The sequence below is a fragment of the Marinobacter sp. MIT932201 genome (genome assembly GCF_047123295.1).
GTDB classification, from domain to species: Bacteria; Pseudomonadota; Gammaproteobacteria; order Pseudomonadales; family Oleiphilaceae; genus Marinobacter; species Marinobacter salsuginis.
The window spans coordinates 862,608-884,049 of record NZ_CP138917.1; the positions used below are offsets into that span (position 1 = coordinate 862,608).

Here is a 21,442-nt window from a genome sequence, read left to right on the forward strand (position 1 = left end):
TAAGGCAACCATGATATTGTTCTGACCAGTCCGTAAACCGATTGCCTCGACACCAGGAATTTTGATGAAGCTACCGTTATCCGTTTATTACATCACCCAGGATGAAGAGCTCCGATTGCCGGAATCCCTCGCAAAGGTTTCCGGCTGGGTTGATGAGATTATCGTAGTCGATTCCGGGAGCACTGACCGAACCCGCGAAATCGCTGAAGCGGCCGGTGCAAGGTTCGTGCATAACGACTGGCAGGGATTTGCTTGCCAGAAGGCGTTTGCCGCCAGCCTTTGCCGGAATGACTGGGTGTTGGATCTGGATGCAGATGAGGTGTTGTCAGACGAACTTGTCGCCAACATCAAGGCCCTTTTTTCAAAGCCGGTTGACCCGGACATTGCGGGATTCCGTATGCGCTGGGTTCTGTCGCAGCCGGACCCACGGCATCCATTCCGCCATGATAAATCGAAGAAGATCCTCAGGCTCTACAATCGCAACAAGGCGGTGATCGAGCCCGAAAAAGACAGCAACAATGACCGGCCGCAGGTGAAAGCTGGACGGGTTGTTGAGCTCAAGGGCGATGTGTTGCATCGCACGCTGATTTCCCTGGAGCAGATGGAGCGCAAGTACTGCCAGTTGTCGACGGAGCAGGCCCGCTTTCTGGCCGCAAAGGGGCGACGAATTTCCAGTGCCCGCCTGTTCGCCGAGTTTCCCGTGAAGTTCCTGAAATATTATCTGCTTCATCGCCAGATCCTGAACGGCTGGTTCGGGCTTAGCGTTTCCATTACTGCAGCCAACAGGAACTTCATGCGCCTGGCCAAGGCTCGGGAGATGCAGATGCTGTCTGAATTCGAGAAGGAAAATACCCGCTAGGTCGCCACCGGGCATAGCCGCCATCAGTTCGCCCGGCGCTCGCCCATCGCCCTCAGGTAGAGCGCTTCCGTTTGCTCTGCCATGGCAGTGATCGTGAGTTTTTCGCGGGCAAATGCCATGGCCGGTTGCTGGCTCCGCTTCAGTGCCTCCAGATCAGCGAGCGCTTGTGCCATTAAATCGGCGAGGTCCCGATCTCGATAACCTGCGCTGAGAGCCGTTTCCGGAAGAATATCCCGTGGTCCAGATACCGGAGTTGAGACAACAGGGCAACCACCAAGAAGGGACTCCGCCAGCACATAGGGAAAACCTTCCCGCTCGGAACTGATTACCGTCAATTGGGCCTCTTCGTAGATGGGTGCCAGATTTTCCTGGAAACCTGCCAGAGTGATCGAGTTTTCCAGTTTCAGCTGGCGAATCAACTGTTCAAGCTGTGACTGCTGGCTGCCCTCGCCAAAAATGGTCAGATGACAGTGATCTGCGGTGCTGCCGAGCATGGCCCAGGCTCTGATCAGCGCATCAAAGCCTTTGACGGTTTCGAGTCGTCCCACGGCGATGACATTGGTGACTCCCGAGGGGAGCTTTGGGCCAGCGACGGTTGCCATTCGTTGGTCCCCGGGCGCCACACCGTTGTAGATCAGGTGTTTTCTGGGGTGTCGCAGGGACGCCAGAATCCGGGGGCTTACGGCAATGACTTCGTCGAGTCGATCAAATGCCTTGTGACTGGACTTGGTGCCGTGCACTGTACCCACCCGTGCGCTGGCAAGTTTTCCGGTTTTGGCTACCAGTTGCGCAGCCTTGTTGCCCTGGGCGTGAACAATATCGGGTGACAGTTCGCGAAGGCGCCGTCGGAGGGCAAGCTGAAGCCAGAGATTCCGTCGCCCGAGTTGAACCGGCAGTGGATGAAACTGGACGCCGGCAGGGAATCTGTCCCGATAGGTTTTATGGCCGATCACATGGACGCTATGCCCACGGTTGGCCAGCGCTTTCGCCAGATCTGCAGTGTGCTTTTCCATGCCGCCCCAGGTTGTGCCGGGCGTGGCAATCAGCAGGGCAATCGTTAATCGGCGTGGTGACGTCATGATCGACCGGCGCCGCTCTTCAGAACCATCTCATAAACTTTCAGGCTCGCTTCGGTCTGTGCTTCCAGACGGAACCGGTAGGGAATCTCGATGACCGGAGGCTCGGTATCCAGCATGCGCAAAACGGCCTGAGCGAATTCTTCGACGTTGTCTGGCGTCACCAGTCCATCCCTGAAGCACGCCTGCAGGGTTTCCGCCGCGCCGCCCCGGTTGTAGGCCACAACTGGTGTTCCTGAGGCCAGGGCTTCGGTCACTGTCCGGCCAAAGGGCTCGGGCTTGGTGCTCATATGGCAGACTACGTCGGAGAGCAGGTACAGGTTGGTCATGTCATTGCGCTGGCCCAGAAAGCTGACATTTTCGGTCAGGCCCAGGCGCGACCGTTCCTTCTCCAGTTCATCCAGGAAATGCTCTTTGCCGGGTTCTGCGCCACCCACAATAATGCCGTGGCAATCAGGCCGCGCCTTCACCAGCTTCGCCATCATGGCAAGGAAGTCCAGCTGGCCTTTCCAGCGGGAAATCCGCCCCGGCATCATGATGATTTTTTTGCCGGCAAGCTGCGGATACTGACGGAACCAGCGGTCCAGCCATTGCTGTGGAAGCTCCCGCTGATGAAAGGCATCCACATCCACACCTCTCTGGATGACCGTCAGTTTTTCCTCGGGAACCGGGTAATTGTTCATCACGTAATCCCGCACGCACTGGGAGACTGCGATTATGTGATCGGCGCGGGTCATGATGGCGCTGTAGGGTGTTACCGAGTACATGCCGTGGAAGGTTGAGACAACCGCCGGTCGCTCGTGCCTCGGGATGCTTTTCAGGGCCAGGAAGATAATCCAGGCGGGCATGCGCGAACGAACATGAATGATGTCTGGCTTCAGTTCGAGGAGCAGTTTTCGCATCGGCAGGATTTGCCCGAAGGAGGCGGGATTCTTCCTGTGGATCGGCATGAAAATATGCTTCGAACCTTGCCCCCGCAGTTGCTCGGCCATGGGGCCACCCTTGGAGACAACAAAGGATTCGTGGCCACGTTTGACAAGATCGGCGGCAAACTCAACGGTGCCTCGCTCCACCCCGCCACTGTAAAGTGCCGGAAGTGCCTGAAGAATTCTCAAGGTTGGTTCCCCTTGTGCAGGCGTTGACTGGTTTTCTGGTTCTTTGCGAGCAATCCGTTTTCAATGACCCAACGCGCCGCGCAGTTGGCTTCCCAGAGCGACCGGTCGTGGTCGGCCCGGCCTGCCATAACGCTGGCGTGGTCGGTCCACTGGGCAACATACCCGCTCCGTACCAACCGTTCCACACCTTCCACAACGCGGCTCCCGGATCTCGCAGGCAACTCGAAAAGGCCCGTTGGCACCCCGGAGGTTGCCGCCTCACAAACCATGGACATGCTGTCCGGGGTGACCCAGACCGCTCGCGAGGCCGACAATTGATGGCTCAGCCAGTCCTCGTGGGTCTGGTCCGGATGAACAACGGTAATCCGCAGCCCGGCCATTTCGTCAAGGCGTTCCTGCATGGGCTCTGGTGTTCTGCGGGAGGTGCCGATGGTCCACCGCCAGTCGGGGTAATGACCGATCAGGTGGGATATCTGGCCGAGGACAACATCGTCGTCCCAATCGAAATGGGGGGAAGGCCCGCCAATCAGGAGCAGTGCTTCCCGTTTCTCGGTGATTCTGGCCAGTGGGGTGATGGTATTCAGAACGCCCTCGGTTAGCAGGACCCGCGGGCCTGGATGGACGCGATCATGGGCCGGAATAATTGCGCCGCTGACCAGAGACAGCGGGAATGTGGGCTTCATGATGACCAGTGACCGGCTTCCACGAAGTTTTCGCAGCGCAAGCAGCAGTCGATGCGTGCCCGATCCTGCTGCGACGACAAGATCGGGGCGCGGCAATGACTCCTCCATTCGCGGTGGGGATCCCAGAACGGCTCGCCAGAGCGGAATTTTCATGGCGGAGGTTTCGACCCAGTAGGTGCTTGCGCCGGTCAGGACGCGAAGTCGGTTGCCAAGCCCCTTCAGTTGGTTCCTGTGGCCAGGTTTGCTGTCTGTCAGAAGCCACACCACCGGTGTGGATGCATCCTGCGTTCTGGACTCTGATTTGGCCATGGTGTTCCGGCATACACTGCCGGCCTCCGTATTGCCAGGGTTCTGGGTTACCGGCGTTTGTAGAAGCCAGGGTCGTTCTCGTCCGGACGGGTCTTGAATCGTCGATGCATCCAGAGATACTGATCAGGCGCTCGCCGCACCTCTCGCTCGATAGTCTGGTTGATCAGTGTTGCATCCTGAAGATCATCCCCACTGGGGAAGTTCTCAAGGGCCGGGTGGAAATATATGTCGTAACCCGGTCCATCGTCGCGCCGGAAATGGCTGAACGGAACCACTTTGCATCCGCTGCGCTCCGCAATTCTGGATGTGGCGGTAATAGTGCCCGCCGGTATACCGAAGAATGGAGCAAAAACAATATCCTTACGGCCATAATCCTGATCGGTGGCATACCAGACCGCACGGTTCTTCTTGAGGCTGCGGAACAACCCTCGGAGGTCTCTCGCGCCCAGCACAGTTCCGTATCGGCGTTCCCGGGCCCTCGTCATGACCGCGTTCATCAGCGGATTGTTGTGATCCCGTTGCATAACGTCTGCTTCAATGAATTCGGTTACCAGGCTGCCGCCGAGATCCAGGGTGCTGTAATGCCCCCCCAGTAACAAAACGCCTTTGCCATGGGCCAGGGCTTCCTCGAAGTGTTCAAGGCCATGGACCCGGGTGATGCCCGTGAGTTTCGCCGGATCACGAAACCAGGCGATGCCAAGTTCCAGCAGGCCGATGCCATTGGCAATAAAGGCATTGCGAACCAGCGCTGATTGCTGGGCGGCTGTAAGTTCCGGGAAGCACAGACGGATATTCACCTGGGCGATGTGCCGACGACTGCCGGCAAGGCGGAGTGCCAACAGTCCCGCCAGTTTGCCCAGCCACCACTGAACGCGGATCGGGAGCCGGGACACACACCACATGAGGGATACGGCTATCCACGTAGGCCACCATCGGGGATGACGGTAGGCGGAGTAATCTGTGTTTCGCGGCAATTTGCGGTATTTCTTTTTCACGTAAAGAGGGTCCTGCCAGGTCTCAGTCGATCAACGGTGACACAATGGCCCAAGCGATCAATCGGAAGCAAATCAATAGGTTTTGCGCTATGATAGCGCACTGTTTTGCCCGGAGTCCTGTGTGCTGCAATTTATCTATTCCCAGCTTATTCGGCTGATTCTGCCGTTCATCCTGCTACGCCTGTGGTGGAACGGACGTCGAGCTCCGGATCTCAGGCGCAACTGGTACCAGCGCCTGGGCATTGTGCCCAAGGCAAGCGGCACGGTGGTTTGGGTTCATGCCGTCTCGGTGGGTGAAACCATCGCGGCTGCGCCAATGGTCCGACGTTTGCTGATCCGGAACCCGGGCATCACCATCCTCATGACAGCCATGACTGACACGGGCCTGGCCCAGGCGCGCAAGATGTTCGGTGATCAGGTGCAGTACGCCTACGCACCCTATGACACGCCCGGTTCCATCCGACGCTTCCTCGACCGTGCCAATCCCCGAATTCTGGTGATCATGGAGACCGAAATCTGGCCGAACATGATTCGCCAGTGCCGGGCCCGACGGGTTCCAGTGTTCCTCATCAATGCCCGCCTTTCAGAGCGATCCGCGCGGGGATACGAGCGTATTCGCGGCCTTGCCGCTCCTATCATGCGCAGTATCAGTTGGGTGGCGGCTCAGGCGGAGAAAGACGCTGAGCGATTCCGGCGGATCGGCGTTGCACCTGCCAAAGTGGCTGTCACCGGTAGCGTGAAGTTTGACGTTGATATCCCGGAGGACGTGCGGGCAGCTGCCACGGCGCTCCGGCAGAAGCTGGCGGGTAGACCGGTCTGGATTGCCGGCAGCACCCATGGCAACGAAAATGATCAACTGATTGCCGCCCATGTGAAGGTGTTGGAAAAGCATCCGGACGCGCTGCTTATCCTGGTCCCCAGGCATCCCGACCGTTTTGAGCCGGTGGCTGAAAAGACCTTGAAGGAAGGACTGGTGCTGGCCCGGCGGTCGATGGGAGAAGATCCGGCCGGGGCTCAGGTCTACCTCGGTGATACCATGGGGGAGTTGATGATGCTCTACGGCGCCAGCGACCTGGCGTTTGTTGGCGGCTCGCTGATCGAGCGCGGTGGCCATAATCCACTGGAACCCGCCGGTTGGGGAATTCCCGTGTTTTCAGGCCCTCACTTCTTCAATTTCGAGACAATCTACCAGCGTCTGCTGGATGACCGGGGCGTAAAACTGGTTTCCGATGCAGACGATCTGGCCGCTCATGTGTCGTCGCTGTTTAGTGATCACCGGGAGCGCGAGGCGATTGGTCTTCGGGCATTGGAGGTTGTTAACAAAAACCGTGGGGCGCTCGACAAAGTGGTGGATGGTATTATCGAGCGGGTCTGACCCGTATGTCTGGAAGGGAACGAGCCCGCAGGCTCGCCCTGAGGGTCACTGGGTTGGGTCGTTCAGGGTTTCTTCCTCATTTGCCAGGGCTTCGATCCCGGGTGCGGCCGCGCTCAGCCAGTTGTTCAGCTCGATCAGATCACGAGGGGTCAGGATTCCGGCGACCTGTTTGAGCTGAAGCGAGTTGATCACATAGTCGTAGCGCGCGTTGGCATAGTCCTGAAGCGCAACGTAATAGGCCCGTTCCGCATCCAGCACTTCCACGATATTGCGCGTTCCAACCTCATAGCCTGCGCGGGTAGCATCGAGTGCGCTACGGCGGGAGATGATAGTCTGTTCCAGCGCGGAAGCGGTTTCTATATTGTTGTTAATCGTTAGGAACAGACTCCGGGTGTTCACCCGGACGTCCCGGCGCACCGTGTTCAGGTCCTGTTCAGAGGTGGTGAGCAGCGAACGCTGTTCCCGGACGCCAGCCTGGGTGCCGCCACCCGTGTATAGCGGGACAGTCAATGACAAAGAGGCAATGGCTTGGCTGCCTTCTTGCTGAGTAAAGAGGGCATTCTCCAGGCTGGTCTCTTGGTATGAGGCGCTTAACTCAAGGGTTGGTAAATGTCGAGACTTTGCCGCTTTGAGGGCCGCTTCGCTGGCATTGAACTGGCTCAGGGCTGCCTGAATAGACCAGTTTTGCTTCACGGCGGTTGTTTCCCAGGATGTCGGATCCATGGGCTCTGGGTGTCCGAGCGGGAAATTTTGCCTGAGGTTTTCCATGAGAACCGGGTATTCTCCGGTTAACCGGGCCAGTCGTTCTCTCGCGACATTTAAATCGTTGTCAGCGGTGATGCGCTTGCTCCTGGCATCGTCGTAACTGGCCCTTGCTTCATAGACCTCGGTGATGGCAATCAGCCCCACGTCAAACCGTTCCCGGGCCTGCTCATACTGGCGTTGAATGGCCGTTTCAGTCGCTTTTGCAGTTGTGACGGTATCTTTAGCGCGCAAGACATCGAAATAGGCGGTTGCCACATTCAGAATCAACTGTTGCTGGGCCAGGTTGTATTGGGCCTCGGCCGCATCGGTCTGAAACTGGCTGGCCTCGTAGCTGAACCAGTCCTGCGCCCGGAACAGTGGCTGAGTCAGTTCGACGCCGTAGCGGTATGTTCGATAACTATCTCCTGAGAAGAGTTGCCGTGTCAGATCATCAGCGTTTGCCCCCCCGGGTACATTCCCGGGCTCGAAATCTGTATGGCTTGCTGTCCCAAACGCGGCGATTTGGGGCAATAGAGAGCTCTTGCTGACATTGCTAGTTGCCTGCTGCGCCTGGAACTGTGCCAGGGATGAAGCAATACCGGAATCGTAGGAAAGCGCCTTCTCATACGCCTCTATCAGATTCATGGACAGCACCGGCTGTGCCGCCAGAAGGCCAACGAGTCCGGAAAGCAGTCGTTTTTTCATTGTTTCTCCTCAGTACCTGTTCGCGTTCGTCTCTAGCTTCGGCGCGCTGTCTTGGCAGCCGGACCACATGACCTGGGTGGAGTATGCAGTCGACGGGGCGTTGAAATGCCATTATGGACAATAAATGCCCGCAGCTCTACACTTGCAAATGGCACCCATTCTGGGTGTCATGCTTTACAGATTCGCGTCTTGACGGGGTGCTGGTCTGCTTTCCGAAGAATTGAAAGCAACCGGCTGAGATTGCATCGCAGAACCCGCGACCTGATCCGGATAATACCGGCGTAGGGATTTAAGACCACAGTGCTGACCGACCTTAATTCCTCCGGGGAGGAAGAGTGTCCACGGCTCCGTCATACGCGACCCGAAATCCAAAAATTGTTCCGGGAGCGAATGATGACCAACTTGCCCGATTACCTCAGCGATTCTGCCCAGGTGGATTCCGCAGCGATCAAACCCCTGCCCAGTTCCCGTAAAATCTACGTACAGGGTAGCCGACCCGATCTACGGGTGCCCATGCGGGAAATTACCGTGCAGGACACGCCCACTGAAATGGGCGGTGAAAAGAATCCGCCGGTGGTGGTGTACGACACCTCAGGCCCCTACACCGATCCGGAAGCCACCATTGACCTGCGCAAGGGCCTCAAGCCTCTGAGGGCCGAGTGGATTGCCGAACGGAGTGATGTGGAGCAACTGCCCGGCTATTCTTCAGAATTCACCCGCCGCCGCATGAAAGATCCGCAGCTCGACCCGCTGCGGTTTATGGATGAGCGCAAACCGCTGCGTGCCAAACCCGGCCGGAACGTCTCCCAGATGCATTACGCCCGCCAGGGCATTATCACCCCGGAGATGGAGTACATCGCCATCCGGGAGAATATGAAACTGCAGGAAGCCCGGGAACAGGGGTTGCTGAAAGATCAGCATCCCGGTCAGTCCTTCGGCGCCAATCTGCCGCCGGAAATTACGCCTGAGTTTGTCCGCGACGAAGTGGCCAGAGGGCGCGCGATTATCCCCGCCAATATCAACCACCCGGAAATCGAACCGATGATCATCGGCCGCAATTTCCTGGTGAAGATCAACGGTAATATCGGCAACTCCGCCGTCAGTTCTTCCATCGAAGAGGAAGTGGAGAAGCTGACCTGGGGCATCCGCTGGGGCGCCGACACCATCATGGATCTGTCCACCGGCAAGAATATCCACGAAACCCGGGAATGGATCATCCGCAACTCCCCGGTGCCCATCGGCACCGTGCCGATTTACCAGGCTCTGGAAAAAGTTGGCGGCGTGGCTGAAGACCTGACCTGGGAAATCTTCCGGGATACGCTGATTGAACAAGCGGAGCAGGGGGTGGATTACTTCACCATCCACGCGGGCGTACGCCTTCACCATGTGCCCATGACTGCAAAACGCACGACCGGCATCGTCTCCCGGGGCGGCTCTATCATGGCCAAGTGGTGCCTGGCTCACCACAAGGAAAGCTTCCTCTACGAGCACTTCGAAGACATCTGCGAAATTATGAAGGCCTACGATGTGTCATTCAGCCTTGGCGACGGTCTGCGGCCCGGCTCCATTGCCGATGCCAACGATGCGGCCCAGTTCGGCGAACTGGAAACTCTGGGTGAACTCACCAAAATCGCCTGGAAACACGATGTGCAGTGCATGATTGAAGGGCCGGGGCACGTGCCGATGCATCTGGTGAAGGAGAACATGGACAAGCAGCTCGAATGCTGCGACGAAGCGCCTTTCTACACCCTGGGGCCGCTGATCACTGACATCGCCCCCGGATACGACCACATCACCTCCGGCATCGGCGCCGCCATGATCGGTTGGTACGGCTGTGCCATGCTCTGCTATGTCACACCCAAGGAGCACCTGGGCCTGCCGAACAAGGACGACGTGAAAACCGGCATCATTACCTACAAGATCGCCGCCCACGCGGCTGACCTCGCCAAAGGGCATCCAGGCGCCCAGATTCGCGACAATGCCCTGTCCAAGGCCCGCTTCGAGTTCCGCTGGGAAGACCAGTTCAATCTGGGGCTGGATCCGGACACCGCCCGCGCCTACCACGACGAAACCTTGCCGAAGGAATCCGCCAAGGTGGCGCATTTCTGTTCCATGTGTGGTCCGAAGTTCTGCTCCATGCAGATTTCCCAGGAAGTCCGGGATTATGCGAAGGAACATGGACTGGATGAAGTGTCCGCGGTGGATGCCGGTATGCAGGAGAAATCCCGCGAGTTCGTGGAGTCCGGGAGCAAGCTGTACGATAAGGTTTGAACTTGAAGTAATACCCAACTAAAGGCTATCGTTCCAAATCGATTCAACGACCGGACGAAAAATGGCCAAACCGTTCCAGTTCACCGCCAACGACGTCAACGTCGAGAAACGTGAAACCGTCTTCCAGGGCTTCTTCCGCATGGATAAGCTCTGGTTGACCCATCCGCGTTTTGACGGGCGGGACATGCCGGTGTTTACCCGAGAACTCTTCATTCGTGGCGATGCCACCTGCGTGCTTCCCTTCGATCCGGAGCGGGATGAAGTGGTTCTGCTGGAACAGTTTCGCCTGGGTGCCCTGGGCCGCGACCAGTCGCCATGGCTTCTGGAGCTCGTAGCCGGGATGAACGAAGATGGTGAGAGTCCGGAAGAAGTGGCGCAGAGGGAAGGTCAGGAAGAGGCCGGGCTTACCTTTGAACCGCTGGAAAAAATCTGCGATTACCTGGTGTCCCCGGGCGGCAGCACCGAGATGATTCACCTTTACTGTGGCCGAGTGAGCACAGAAGACGCTGGCGGGCTCTATGGTATGGAGCATGAGCACGAGGACATACGCGCCCATGTGGTATCTTCGGACGAAGCTATAGCGATGATCCACGATGGCCGTATCAACAACGCGGCCGCCATTATTGCTCTCCAGTGGCTCGAACTGAATCGGGCCCGTTTGAGGAAAGGGTGGCAGTAATGGGTGAATGGACCATGAAGCCCAAGCGGTACGTTCCGGATCTGAGGCAGCTTGGCGCCCTGTGTGACGGGAACTATCAGCGGCTCCAGAAATTGCGGCAGCTGGAGGTAGACGGTAAGCCCGTCTGCGAGTTCGAGCTGCATCGGGAAAACCACTATCTGGGACGAGTCCGGATTCAGGTGCTCCAGACTGCAAGATTTACGGAAACTCTGTTGCTTGAGCAGGTTCACAATTCCGGGCGCTGGCTCAATAACCCTCAAATGACCGTGCGGGTCTACCACGATGCCAACATGGCCGAAGTGATCAGCTGTTACCGTGATCGTCAGATTGCCCCCGTCAATGATTACCCCAATCGCTTCATGCACCATCCCGACGAGAAGGTGCAGGTCAACGGTTTCCTGGCCGATTGGCTGGATTACTGTCTTCGGTTTGGACACCTGCCCATGGAACATGCCGCCTGGTCCGCCGGTGAAGGCGTCGACTGAGACGGTCTCAGTGCCTTATCCCGTACTAAAGTGGTGTGGCTATGGCGCGCCGATGTGCCATAGTTGTCAAAAATTGCAATATTTCGCCAAAGTCTGGCCAGAATGTGACTCCGGTTCGATTCCAATGTGATAAATCCGCCAACCGGCGTCGTACACTTGGGTGAATCCCACGCATTGCCAGTGAGTAGATCCAGAAAGCCATGACCACAAAGGAAGAAGCCCGGCCACTGCGGGTGCTGCAGCTGACTGATCCACACCTTATGGCGCGTGCCGATGGAGATCTGTTGGGCGTCAGAACCCGTGAAAGCCTGCAGGCGGTTATCGCGGAAGTGCTGAAGGTACACGGTCAGCCGGATCTGATTCTGGCTACCGGGGATCTTGCCCAGGATGGGTCGGTGGAGGCGTACCGCGAATTTGGCGAAAGCCTGAAGGTATTTTCCTGTCCATCAGTCTGGATCGCCGGTAATCATGATCATGCGGATAACCTGCTCACAGTTGCTGGAGAATATGATGCCAGCGACCGGCAAGTGATCCTTGGGGGATGGCAGTTTGTCATGCTGGATTCCTCCGTGCCTGGCAAAGTTTTCGGAGCCCTGGCCGATTCAGAGCTGGAATTCCTGGCCGAAGCCCTGGAGCAGCACCCGGATCTTCCGGCAGTCGTTGCCTTGCATCACCACCCGGTAGATATCGGTTCTGACTGGATGGAAAAAATAGGGCTTACCAACCGGGATGCCTTTTGGCAGGTGGTTGATCGTTTTCCTCAGGTTCGGATCGTGCTGTGGGGGCATATTCATCAGGAACATGAGCGCGAACGCAATGGCGTGCAACTGTTGGCCACGCCGTCTACGTGTATCCAGTTTACCTCCGGTTCCAGCAAGTTCTCCGTCGAGGATATTCCCCCCGGGTACCGTTGGTTCGAATTTCACGAATCAGGGAACTTCTCTTCGGAAGTTCGCCGGGCAAAGGATTTCCAGTTCGAACTGGATCAGAACAGTACCGGCTACTGAGTACCTTCAGCCAATTCCCAGGCGGCAGCGACGGTGCCCGTCAAGGCAGGAAAGCCTCTTCCTGTTGGCCATATATGGAGTATTTATGATCGAGCGGAGCCACCTGGAGATTCTCAGGGCGGTCAATCAGCAGGGTTCGCTGACTGCGGCGGCGGAGAGCCTGCATCTTACCCAGTCTGCACTCAGCCATTCCATTCGTAAGCTGGAGCAGCAGCTGGGTACCGATATCTGGGTGCGGGAAGGGCGGCAGTTACGACTGACCCAGTCGGGAGAATACTTGCTGTCACTCGCCAACAGGCTGTTGCCGCAGATGGAACATGCGGAGATGCTGATTGGTCAGTTTGCCAAGGGACAAAGGGGGACGCTGCGTATCGGGATGGAATGCCACCCCTGCTACCAATGGCTGCTGAAGGTGGTCGGGCCCTATCTTGAGAGCTGGCCGGGCGTGGATGTGGACGTCAAACAGAAATTCCAGTTCGGTGGCATTGGAGCACTGTTTGGTCACGACATCGATATGCTGGTAACTCCGGACCCTCTGCATCGTCCGGGTCTGGTCTTCGAACCGGTGTTCGACTATGAGCAGGTGCTGGTGGTGGCTGAGGACCATGCTCTGGCGGGCAAGGCATGGGCGGAACCTTGGGATCTGGAGAAAGAAACCCTGATTACCTACCCGGTTGAGATCGAGCGTCTGGATATCTACACCCGGTTCCTGTTGCCGGCGCATGCCAGTCCGGCGCGGCATAAAACCATTGAGACCACCGACATCATGCTGCAGATGGTCGCCGCAGGCCGCGGTGTAGCGGCGCTTCCGCGGTGGCTGGTTGAAGATTACGGTGCCCGGATCCCGGTTCGAGCGGTACAACTGGGCGAGGCTGGAATTCCCAAGCAGATTTTCCTTGGGCTTCGGGAGCGTGATAGGGAGGTGGATTACCTGAATTCGTTCATGAAGCTGGCACGTGAGGTTCGCTGGAGTTAACGTCTTCAGTTAAACTGCGCAAAAAATTCGTTCAGGAAACCAGATTATGAGTGAGATACCCGCAGACCTGAAATACATTGAGACTCATCAATGGGTTCGCGTGTCTGATGACGGCACGGCGACGGTTGGCATTACCGATTTTGCCCAGGAGCAACTGGGTGATGTGGTCTATATCGGTGTTCCGGATGTGGGCGTCACCGTTAACGGTGGAGAGGAAGCTGGCGTAGCGGAGTCTGTGAAGTCGGCTTCGGACGTGTTCAGCCCGGTGACCGGAGAGGTGATCGAAGTGAATGAGAGCCTGGAAGATGAGCCGGAGAAGGTCAATGAGGATCCTTATGGCGACGGGTGGTTGTACAAGGTGAAGCTGGCGGATGCGGGCGAGCTGGATGGTCTGATGGACTCCGCCGCTTACGCGGAGCATGTGGCTGCCGAGGAATAATCCCTCGTTAATTCTTTCCCAGGTCATCTCTATGAATTTTCCGGTTCTGTATCTTCGAAAAGGCGCGGAGCGCCGTCTCCGTGCTGGCCATCTCTGGGTATACAGTAATGAAGTGGACACCCGTCGCAGCCCGCTGACGGATTTCGAGGCTGGTGTCCAGGCGGAGCTTCGGGCCTCCAATGACAAGCCTTTGGGGACGGTGTTCGTGAATCCCCATGCGCTGATTTGCGGCCGGCTGATCAGTCGGGACCCGGGCCATGGTATGACGCCGCAGCGGTTAACCCAGCGGATGGAAGCTGCGCTTGAGCTGCGGGAGCGGCTTTTCGACAAGCCATACTATCGCTGGGTGTTTGGCGACAGTGATGGTCTTTCAGGGCTGGTGGTCGACCGTTTTGATTCCACGGTGGTGGTTCAGATCTCCACGGCTGGTATGGAGGCGATGAAAGACGCTGTTGTTCGGGCTATTCAGCGCTTGGCGCATCCGGAGGCGATCATCCTTAAAAACGACGGCAAGATGCGCAAGGTCGAGGGGCTGGATACCTACGTGGAGCAGGCCCATGGTGCTGAAGTCAGTCTTCTGGAAGTGGAGGAGAACGGTGTCCGGTTCGAGGTACCTTTGGAAGGTGGCCAGAAAACGGGGTGGTTCTATGACCACCGGATGAATCGCGCCCGTCTGCAGGCCTACGCGCCGGGTAAGCGGGTTCTGGATGTGTTCAGCTATGTCGGTGGCTGGGGCATCCAGGCAGCCTGTGCCGGGGCCGCCCAGGTGACCTGTGTGGACAGCTCCGCCGGTGCCATTGATTCGGTGCACCACAACGCCAGGCTCAATGGCCTGGACAATGTGGAAACCATTGAGGGCGATGCCTTCGAGGCGCTGAAGGCGCTGGCTGATGAGAAAGAAAAGTTTGATGTGGTGGTTCTTGATCCGCCGGCACTGATCCCCCGGCGCAGGGACCAGAAGGCAGGGGAAGAGGCTTATGCCCGCCTGAACCAGTTGGGGCTGCGTTTGCTGGAGCGCGATGGAATTCTGGTAAGTGCCTCCTGCTCGATGCACCTGTCACAGGAAAAACTGATCGATATCATCCGGGGCAGCGGCCGGAAGATCGACCGCTTCGTCCAGTTGCTGGAGCAGGGGCATCAGGCGCCGGATCATCCCGTGATTCCGGGCATTCCCGAAACCGATTACATCAAATCCTGCTTTGTACGCTCCCTGACCGGATTTTTCTGAGGCAGTTGAAGTCGGGGTGAGATGAACGCTTTCATCTGAGCCTCTGTTTACGTCTCAACCCCGCAGAGACATCACTTTCCAGCCGGCATCCCGGGCATATTGCTCCAGGGTCGGGTCCGGGTCTACGGCTACCGGATTGTCCACTTTCTTCAGCAGCGGCAGGTCGTTGTGGGAGTCGCTGTAGAACCAGGCTCCCTCGAGTGTCCTGTTGTGTGCAGCGAGCCAGTCATCCAGCCGCGTGACCTTGCCACCCTGAAAGCTAGGGGTACCGGCCACTTCGCCTGTATAACGGCCATTGACAAGCTCGGGCTCGGTGGCGATCAGATGTTCGATGCCGAGGGCCTCGGCAATGGGTTCAGTCACAAAACGGTTGGTGGCGGTAATGATCATCAGGGTGTGACCCTGTTCCCGGTGGCTGTCCAGCAGCTTATCTGCAGTGGCCTGCATCATGGGGCGCACTTTTTTCTCCATAAAGGCTTCCCGCCACGCGAGTAGCTCTTCCATGTTGTGACTGGCCAACGGCTGAAGGGCAAACCCGAGGTAGTGCAGGATGTCCAGCTCGCCGTTCAGGTATTCCTGATAAAACCGGTCGTTCGCCCGGCGGTATTCCTCGGCATCAACAATGCCTTCCTCTACCAGAAATTCGCCCCAGGCGTGGTCGCTGTCGCCGGCCAGAAGGGTGTTGTCCAGATCAAAAATTGCGAGCGTCAAGCGGTTACCTCCGGTGATCACAGGGCTTGCGGTAAAGGGACAAGTCTATCATGACCTGTCCCCAACGGCTCCGTTTGCCGAACCCTTGGGATTCTGTAAGAATGAGAGCAACTTGGACAATTCCGACCGGTGAATTTTTGACCGGTCCACCGACTTTTGAGAGGACTGTGCCGTGATCGATTCAGACGGTTTCAGACCCAACGTCGGAATCATTCTGGCCAATCACAGAGGAGAAGTTCTCTGGGCAAGGCGAATAGGGCAGGACTCCTGGCAGTTTCCCCAGGGAGGCATCAAACATGATGAATCCCCCGAGGACGCACTGTACCGGGAGCTTGGAGAGGAAATCGGCCTGTGTGCAAACGATGTGGAAATCATCAGTTGTACCCGAGGCTGGCTGAGGTATCGACTCCCGAGGAGGATGGTACGCCAAAACTCCCACCCCGTCTGTGTGGGCCAAAAACAGAAATGGTTCCTGCTGAGGATGTTATCGCCGGACGCGCAGGTTTGCGTGGACGGTACGGATTCACCGGAGTTTGATGGCTGGCAATGGGTAAGTTACTGGTATCCATTGGGCCAGGTGGTCTCATTCAAGCGAGAAGTGTATCGACGCGCGCTGAGAGAGCTTGCCCCGCGGCTGTTCTATAACATGGAGCAGTGGCACAAAGCAGAGCAAAACCAGCGTTTACAGGAACACCAGAAATGACGGACGGACACCGCCATGCTGAGCATTCTGCGAAGTCTAGTACAAGAGGTAAACAGCGCCCGCGATCTGCAGGAGGCGCTGGATATCATTGTATCGCGGGTGCAGAAGGCCATGGGCACCGAGGTCTGTTCCGTTTACCTGTTGGATCCAGCCACCAACCGCTACATTCTGATGGCCACCGAGGGCCTTTACCGCAAGGCGGTTGGCCAGGTGAGCCTGGCCTATTCCGAGGGTCTTGTTGGCCTGGTTGGCTCCCGTGAGGAGCCCATCAATCTGGAAGACGCTCCGTCTCATCCACGCTATCGCTATTTCCCGGAGACAGGGGAGGAGCGGTTTCGTTCTTTCCTCGGTGTTCCGATCATTCACCATCGCCGGGTACTGGGCGTTCTCGTTGTTCAGCAGCGGGAGAGTTCCCGGTGTTTTGATGAGGGTGAAGAGGCCTTCCTGGTAACCGTTTCCGCGCAGCTGGCAGGAGTTATCGCCCACAGTGAAGCCACCGGTGCCATCAGCGGTCTCTCCCTGACCGGTGAGGAGGCTCATGATGTCAGCTTCAATGGCGTTCCGGGTGCACCGGGGGTAGCCATTGGCAGTGGTGTTGTCGTTTATCCATCTGCGGACCTTGATGTGGTGCCCGAAAAGCCCACCGACGATATTGATCAGGAGCTGGCGCTTTTTGAAGCTTCCGTCAAAGCGGTCAGGGGGGATATTGAGCGGGTGGCAAAGCGTCTGGCTTCACAGCTACGTCCCGAAGAGCAGGCCCTGTTCGATGTCTACCTGAGAATGCTGGGTGACGATGCGATGCCCGGTGAGGTGGCAAACAAGATCCGGGAAGGTATCTGGGCCCAGGGTGCGCTGAAGCAGGTGGTTCAGCAATATATCCGTCACTTCGAAATGATGGATGATCATTACCTCCAGGAACGCGCTGTTGATATCCGGGATCTCGGCCGTCGCCTTCTGTCTCACCTGCAAGAAGGTGAACAGAAACACCTGAATTATCCTGAGCGCACAGTTCTGGTCAGCGAGGAGCTGACGCCCGCCATGCTTGGTGAGGTTCCAAAAGGGCAACTCGTTGGTCTGGTGTCGGTCAAGGGGTCCAGTAACTCCCACGTGGCCATCCTTGCCAGGGCCATGGGTGTTCCTACGGTTATGGGGCTGGTGGACATTCCGGTAAACCAGCTCGACAGCAAGGAACTGGTTGTCGACGGCTTTGAGGGCCAGATATTTGCATCACCGTCTGCTGATCTCCGCTCTTATTACCAGGCGATCTGCGATGAAGAAGACGAGCTGATTCGGGGGCTTGAGGTACTCAAGGACAAGCCCTGTGAAACGACCGATCACCATCGGGTTTCACTTCTGGTGAACACCGGGCTGATGACCGACGTTGTCCGCTCACTTTCCCACGGCGCTGAGGGTATCGGTCTGTATCGGACTGAAGTGCCTTTCATGATCAAGGATCGGTTTCCCTCCGAGCAGGAGCAGCGGGAGTATTACCGTGAGCAGCTCGAGGCCTTCGCTCCCAGCCCGGTGACCATGCGCACGCTGGATATTGGCGGCGACAAGGCGCTGACTTATTTCCCCATCCAGGAGGAGAACCCGTTCCTCGGCTGGCGCGGGATACGGGTTACCCTGGACCATCCGGAAATCTTCCTGGTGCAGGTCCGGGCCATGCTCAAGGCCAGCGAGGGGCTGAACAATCTACAGATCATGCTGCCGATGATCTCGAATATCTCGGAAGTGGAGGAGTCCCTGCACCTTATATATCGGGTGTACCACGAGGTTCGCGAAGAAGGCTACGACATTCATATGCCCAAAGTGGGTGTGATGGTTGAGATCCCAGCTGCCGTTTACCAGATTCGGGAGCTGGCGGACCGGGTGGACTTCCTCTCGGTTGGCTCCAACGACCTGACCCAATATTTGCTCGCGGTGGATCGTAACAATCCGCGGGTAGCTCAGCTCTATCACTCGTATCACCCGGCGGTGCTTCAGGCGTTGGTCCGTATTGCCCAGGATGCGCATTCGGTCGGTAAACCAGTTGGCATCTGTGGCGAGTTGGCGGGTGATCCCGGTGGCGCGCTGCTGCTGATGGCCATGGGCTACGATTCCCTGTCCATGAACGCGGCCAGTCTGCCCAAGGTCAAGTCGGTGATTCGCAGTGTCAGTCGGGAGTGGGCCATCCAGTTGCTGGAAGATGTGCTATTGCTGGATTCGCCTCACGTTATCAAGAGCTGCGTTGATCTGGCGTTGAGGAATGCCGGTTTCGGCCGCTATCTGCGACCGGGGAAGTCGACGGCCATGGCGGTGTCGGAGGCCGCCGTCTCCTGATACAGGGGCAGGCTTCAGCAATATAGGGTGTGTACTCTAAATACCGTTGTTATCTTGAGTACTGAAGTATCCGGCGGTCCACATAACGGGCCCGCATTCTTTATCCGTAAAAGGGAAGTCTATGAGCTCGCCAGCTGATCATAAACCCGCTCCCCGCATAGGGCTTGCCCTTGGTGGCGGTGGTCCTCTGGGCGGCATTTATGAAATCGGAGCGCTCCGGGCGCTGGATGAGGCGCTCGATGGTCTCGATTTCAACAACATCGATGTCTATGTCGGCGTTAACGGCGGCTCTTTTGTGGCGGCGAATCTCGCCAACCAGATGACCACGGCGCAACTTTGCCGGATTTTCGTGCGCAACGAGGCGGAAGTACACCCGTTCCATCCGGAAGTATTCTATCGCCCGGCTTTCCGGGAGATTGGCAGTCGATTGCTGGCAATTCCCGGGCTGGTTTCGACCGCAGTGAGTCGCTTCGTCAACAACCCCTACGATCAGAGTCTGCTGGAAGCCATGACCATCCTGGCCCAGGTAGCGCCGGCTGGATTGTTTGATAACGAGGGCTTGCACGAGTATCTCAAGCGGGCCTTCACCATGCTTGGGCGCACCAATGATTTCCGTCAGCTCAAGCGCAGCCTCTACATCGTGGCTGCCGATGTTGAGAGTACCGAAGCGGTCTGCTTTGGCGCTCCGGGTTTTGATCATGTGCCCATTTCCAAGGCTATTCAGGCCAGCACTGCCTCGCCGGGGTTGTATGTGCCAGTGGAAATCGATGGGCGGTATTATGTGGACGGTACACTGCGTAAGGGTTTGCACGCCTCTGTGGCTTTTGAAGACGGTGCCGACCTGGTTTTCGCCGTGAATCCCCAGGTGCCGATCGATGCCAGTGCGGCGGTCCGGGCCGGTTCCATGAAGCCGGGCGAACTGACCCGCTCAGGTATGCCAAACCTTCTGTCTCAGACCTTCAGGACCATGGTGTATTCCCGGATGCAGTCCGGCATTGCCCAGTATGCCCGGGACTATCCGGACAAGGATATTCTGCTGTTTGAACCCACCCGAGACGACGCCAAGCTGTTTTTCTCCAACGTATTCAGCTTCCAGTCCCGCAGGATGGTGTGTGAGCACGCTTATCAGATGACACGGCGGGATCTTTTGAATCGCGCAGACCAGTTGGAGCCCAAGCTGGCGAAATATGGCATCAAGCTTCGCCGGGATCGCCTTGAAGACGAGCAGAGGACGATTAGCACCAGTCTATACGGCGAAATGCTGCCGCTGTATGTGGCCAAGGGCAGAAAGAAAAAATCGGAGAAGGGCCGGCTGGCAGCCGGTCTGGACAACGTGTCACACCTCTTTTCGAAGGCGCAGTAATATTGAGGGGCTGGATAGGGGTCAGATGATCGTTTCATCTGAACCCTTATTCACACTTACAGGATATACCGGCTCAGATCCTCGTCTTCGGACAACTCTCCAAGCTTTTCATCCACGTATTCGGCGGTTACCTCAAAGCCATCGGTAACCTTGTCGCCGGCATCGAAGGACAGTGTCTCCAGCAACCGCTCAAGGACGGTATGCAGCCGACGGGCACCGATGTTTTCTGTGCTCTCGTTTACTTTCCAGGCAACCTCGGCAATTCGGGCAATGGCATCTTCCCGGAAGGTCAGTTTTACGCCTTCCGTCAGCATCAACGCCTCGTACTGCTGCACCAGGGAGGCATCCGGCTCGGTCAGGATGCGTTTGAAGTCCTCCGGTGTCAGTGCCTGGAGTTCAACGCGGATCGGCAAGCGGCCCTGCAGCTCCGGAATGAGATCCGAGGGCTTGGATAGGTGGAACGCGCCGGAAGCGATAAACAGAATATGATCGGTGCGCACAGACCCGTATTTCGTGCTCACGGTGCTGCCCTCGATTAATGGGAGCAGATCACGCTGGACGCCCTCCCGAGAGACATCCGACGAGGTGTTCTCCGATCGCTTGGCGACCTTGTCGATCTCGTCCACGAATACGATCCCATTCTGCTCGACGGCCTGAATGGCTTTCTGTTTGATCTCTTCTTCGTTGACCAGCTTGGCAGCCTCTTCTTCTTTGGCCCGCTTGAGGGCGTCTGAAACCTTCATCTTCCGTGTTTTTCGCTTGTCGGAGGACAGGTTTGAGAACATGCTCTGGAGCTGGTTGGTCATCTCCTCCATTCCCGGGGGCGCCATGATTTCCACCCCGGCGCTGGAGTTGCGCAGGTCGATCTCGATTTCCTTGTCATCCAGCTCGCCCTCGCGGAGTTTCTTGCGGAATAGCTGGCGAGTAGAGGAATCGGAGCTGCGCTGGCTGTCCTCGCCGAAATCCCTGGGCGGCGGGATCAATGCGTCCAGAATACGCTCTTCCGCGGCATCCAGTGCCCGCTCCTCGTGGCGTTTCATCTCTGCTTCGCGCAGCATTTTGACGGCCATATCCGCCAAATCACGAATGATGGATTCCACGTCACGGCCGACGTAGCCGACTTCGGTGAATTTGGTAGCCTCCACTTTCAGAAACGGGGCATCGGCCAATTTTGCGAGGCGCCGGGCAATCTCGGTCTTGCCCACACCCGTGGGACCGATCATCAGAATGTTCTTGGGTGTGATCTCATCGCGCAGGCTACTGTCGAGCTGCATCCGGCGCCAGCGATTTCTCAGGGCGATAGCCACCGCCCGCTTGGCTTCTTCCTGGCCCACGATGTGTTTGTTGAGCTCGTGGACAATCTCACGGGGAGTCATTGCAGACATGGTCGCTCCGGA

The 21,442-nt window shown here is 57.4% G+C and carries 19 protein-coding genes and 1 riboswitch; of the genes, 12 read left to right on the forward strand and 7 right to left on the reverse strand.

The annotated features are described in order from the left end of the window. Positions 1-64: 64 nt before the first annotated feature. Positions 65-859 (forward strand): glycosyltransferase family 2 protein, encoded by a 795-nt coding sequence (locus SIC15_RS03940; RefSeq protein ID WP_412537106.1) that lies wholly within the window; start codon positions 65-67, stop codon positions 857-859. A 23-nt stretch (positions 860-882) separates the two neighbouring features. Here SIC15_RS03940 and SIC15_RS03945 read toward each other — a convergent pair whose 3' ends face one another. From SIC15_RS03945 to lpxL, 4 genes are read right to left on the reverse strand one after another with little or no spacing between them, the layout of a single operon-like run. Further along, complete coding sequence (locus tag SIC15_RS03945) at positions 883-1,938, reverse strand: glycosyltransferase (protein WP_412537107.1); 1,056 nt, start codon at positions 1,936-1,938, stop codon at positions 883-885. Continuing rightward, the gene (locus tag SIC15_RS03950) at positions 1,935-3,050 is read right to left on the reverse strand and encodes a glycosyltransferase family 4 protein (RefSeq protein WP_412537108.1); all 1,116 of its coding nucleotides are present in this window, start codon (positions 3,048-3,050) and stop codon (positions 1,935-1,937) included. The genes SIC15_RS03945 and SIC15_RS03950 overlap by 4 nt, the downstream gene beginning before the upstream one ends. Further along, a complete protein-coding gene (locus SIC15_RS03955) occupies positions 3,047-4,042 on the reverse strand; it encodes a mitochondrial fission ELM1 family protein (RefSeq protein ID WP_412537109.1) in 996 nt (331 codons plus the stop codon). Before SIC15_RS03955 ends, SIC15_RS03950 begins: the two co-directional genes overlap by 4 nt. Before the next feature lie 47 nt (positions 4,043-4,089). After that, positions 4,090-5,037, reverse strand: a complete 948-nt coding sequence (gene lpxL / locus SIC15_RS03960; protein WP_209398944.1) for an LpxL/LpxP family Kdo(2)-lipid IV(A) lauroyl/palmitoleoyl acyltransferase — start codon at positions 5,035-5,037, stop codon at positions 4,090-4,092. A gap of 121 nt (positions 5,038-5,158) precedes the next feature. On the opposite strand from lpxL, the gene waaA reads away from it, so the two are divergent. Beyond that, the gene (gene waaA / locus SIC15_RS03965) at positions 5,159-6,412 is read left to right on the forward strand and encodes a lipid IV(A) 3-deoxy-D-manno-octulosonic acid transferase (protein ID WP_412537110.1); all 1,254 of its coding nucleotides are present in this window, start codon (positions 5,159-5,161) and stop codon (positions 6,410-6,412) included. A 45-nt stretch (positions 6,413-6,457) separates the two neighbouring features. Here waaA and SIC15_RS03970 read toward each other — a convergent pair whose 3' ends face one another. Beyond that, positions 6,458-7,861: a TolC family outer membrane protein gene (locus SIC15_RS03970; protein ID WP_412537111.1), complete on the reverse strand. Its 1,404-nt coding sequence runs from the start codon at positions 7,859-7,861 to the stop codon at positions 6,458-6,460. A gap of 183 nt (positions 7,862-8,044) precedes the next feature. Beyond that, positions 8,045-8,167: riboswitch (TPP riboswitch) on the forward strand. 87 nt (positions 8,168-8,254) lie between these two features. Here SIC15_RS03970 and thiC point away from each other — a divergent pair. The 7 genes from thiC (at position 8,255) to SIC15_RS04005 (ending at position 14,946) form a co-directional block, all read left to right on the forward strand. Beyond that, entirely contained in the window at positions 8,255-10,132 is a 1,878-nt protein-coding gene (thiC, locus tag SIC15_RS03975; RefSeq protein WP_412537585.1) for a phosphomethylpyrimidine synthase ThiC, read from the forward strand. Positions 10,133-10,193: 61 nt separating this feature from the next. Further along, the gene (locus tag SIC15_RS03980; protein WP_412537112.1) at positions 10,194-10,811 is read left to right on the forward strand and encodes an NUDIX domain-containing protein; all 618 of its coding nucleotides are present in this window, start codon (positions 10,194-10,196) and stop codon (positions 10,809-10,811) included. Then, entirely contained in the window at positions 10,811-11,296 is a 486-nt protein-coding gene (locus SIC15_RS03985; RefSeq protein WP_069185133.1) for a DUF1249 domain-containing protein, read from the forward strand. Before SIC15_RS03980 ends, SIC15_RS03985 begins: the two co-directional genes overlap by 1 nt. Before the next feature lie 200 nt (positions 11,297-11,496). After that, positions 11,497-12,303 carry a 3',5'-cyclic-AMP phosphodiesterase gene (gene cpdA / locus SIC15_RS03990; protein WP_412537113.1) on the forward strand — a complete coding sequence of 269 codons (807 nt, stop codon included), beginning with the start codon at positions 11,497-11,499 and terminating at the stop codon, positions 12,301-12,303. 85 nt (positions 12,304-12,388) lie between these two features. After that, a complete protein-coding gene (locus SIC15_RS03995) occupies positions 12,389-13,279 on the forward strand; it encodes a LysR family transcriptional regulator (protein WP_412537114.1) in 891 nt (296 codons plus the stop codon). A 46-nt stretch (positions 13,280-13,325) separates the two neighbouring features. Further along, positions 13,326-13,718 carry a glycine cleavage system protein GcvH gene (gcvH, locus tag SIC15_RS04000; RefSeq protein WP_069185136.1) on the forward strand — a complete coding sequence of 131 codons (393 nt, stop codon included), beginning with the start codon at positions 13,326-13,328 and terminating at the stop codon, positions 13,716-13,718. A gap of 31 nt (positions 13,719-13,749) precedes the next feature. Next, positions 13,750-14,946, forward strand: coding sequence for a class I SAM-dependent rRNA methyltransferase (locus SIC15_RS04005; RefSeq protein ID WP_412537115.1), 1,197 nt, complete (start codon positions 13,750-13,752; stop codon positions 14,944-14,946). A gap of 54 nt (positions 14,947-15,000) precedes the next feature. On the opposite strand, the gene SIC15_RS04010 is transcribed toward SIC15_RS04005, so the two are convergent. Further along, positions 15,001-15,657 (reverse strand): HAD family hydrolase, encoded by a 657-nt coding sequence (locus SIC15_RS04010; RefSeq protein WP_412537116.1) that lies wholly within the window; start codon positions 15,655-15,657, stop codon positions 15,001-15,003. Positions 15,658-15,829: 172 nt separating this feature from the next. On the opposite strand from SIC15_RS04010, the gene SIC15_RS04015 reads away from it, so the two are divergent. From SIC15_RS04015 to SIC15_RS04025, 3 genes are all read left to right on the forward strand, one after another. Then, positions 15,830-16,360: an RNA pyrophosphohydrolase gene (locus SIC15_RS04015; protein WP_069185139.1), complete on the forward strand. Its 531-nt coding sequence runs from the start codon at positions 15,830-15,832 to the stop codon at positions 16,358-16,360. A 15-nt stretch (positions 16,361-16,375) separates the two neighbouring features. Further along, positions 16,376-18,682 carry a phosphoenolpyruvate--protein phosphotransferase gene (ptsP, locus tag SIC15_RS04020; RefSeq protein WP_412537117.1) on the forward strand — a complete coding sequence of 769 codons (2,307 nt, stop codon included), beginning with the start codon at positions 16,376-16,378 and terminating at the stop codon, positions 18,680-18,682. A 121-nt stretch (positions 18,683-18,803) separates the two neighbouring features. Continuing rightward, complete coding sequence (locus SIC15_RS04025; RefSeq protein WP_291909341.1) at positions 18,804-20,045, forward strand: patatin-like phospholipase family protein; 1,242 nt, start codon at positions 18,804-18,806, stop codon at positions 20,043-20,045. Between the two features lie 56 nt (positions 20,046-20,101). Here the strand turns inward: SIC15_RS04025 and hslU are convergent, their stop codons facing one another. Beyond that, complete coding sequence (gene hslU, locus SIC15_RS04030) at positions 20,102-21,430, reverse strand: HslU--HslV peptidase ATPase subunit (protein ID WP_008170812.1); 1,329 nt, start codon at positions 21,428-21,430, stop codon at positions 20,102-20,104. Positions 21,431-21,442: the final 12 nt, after the last annotated feature.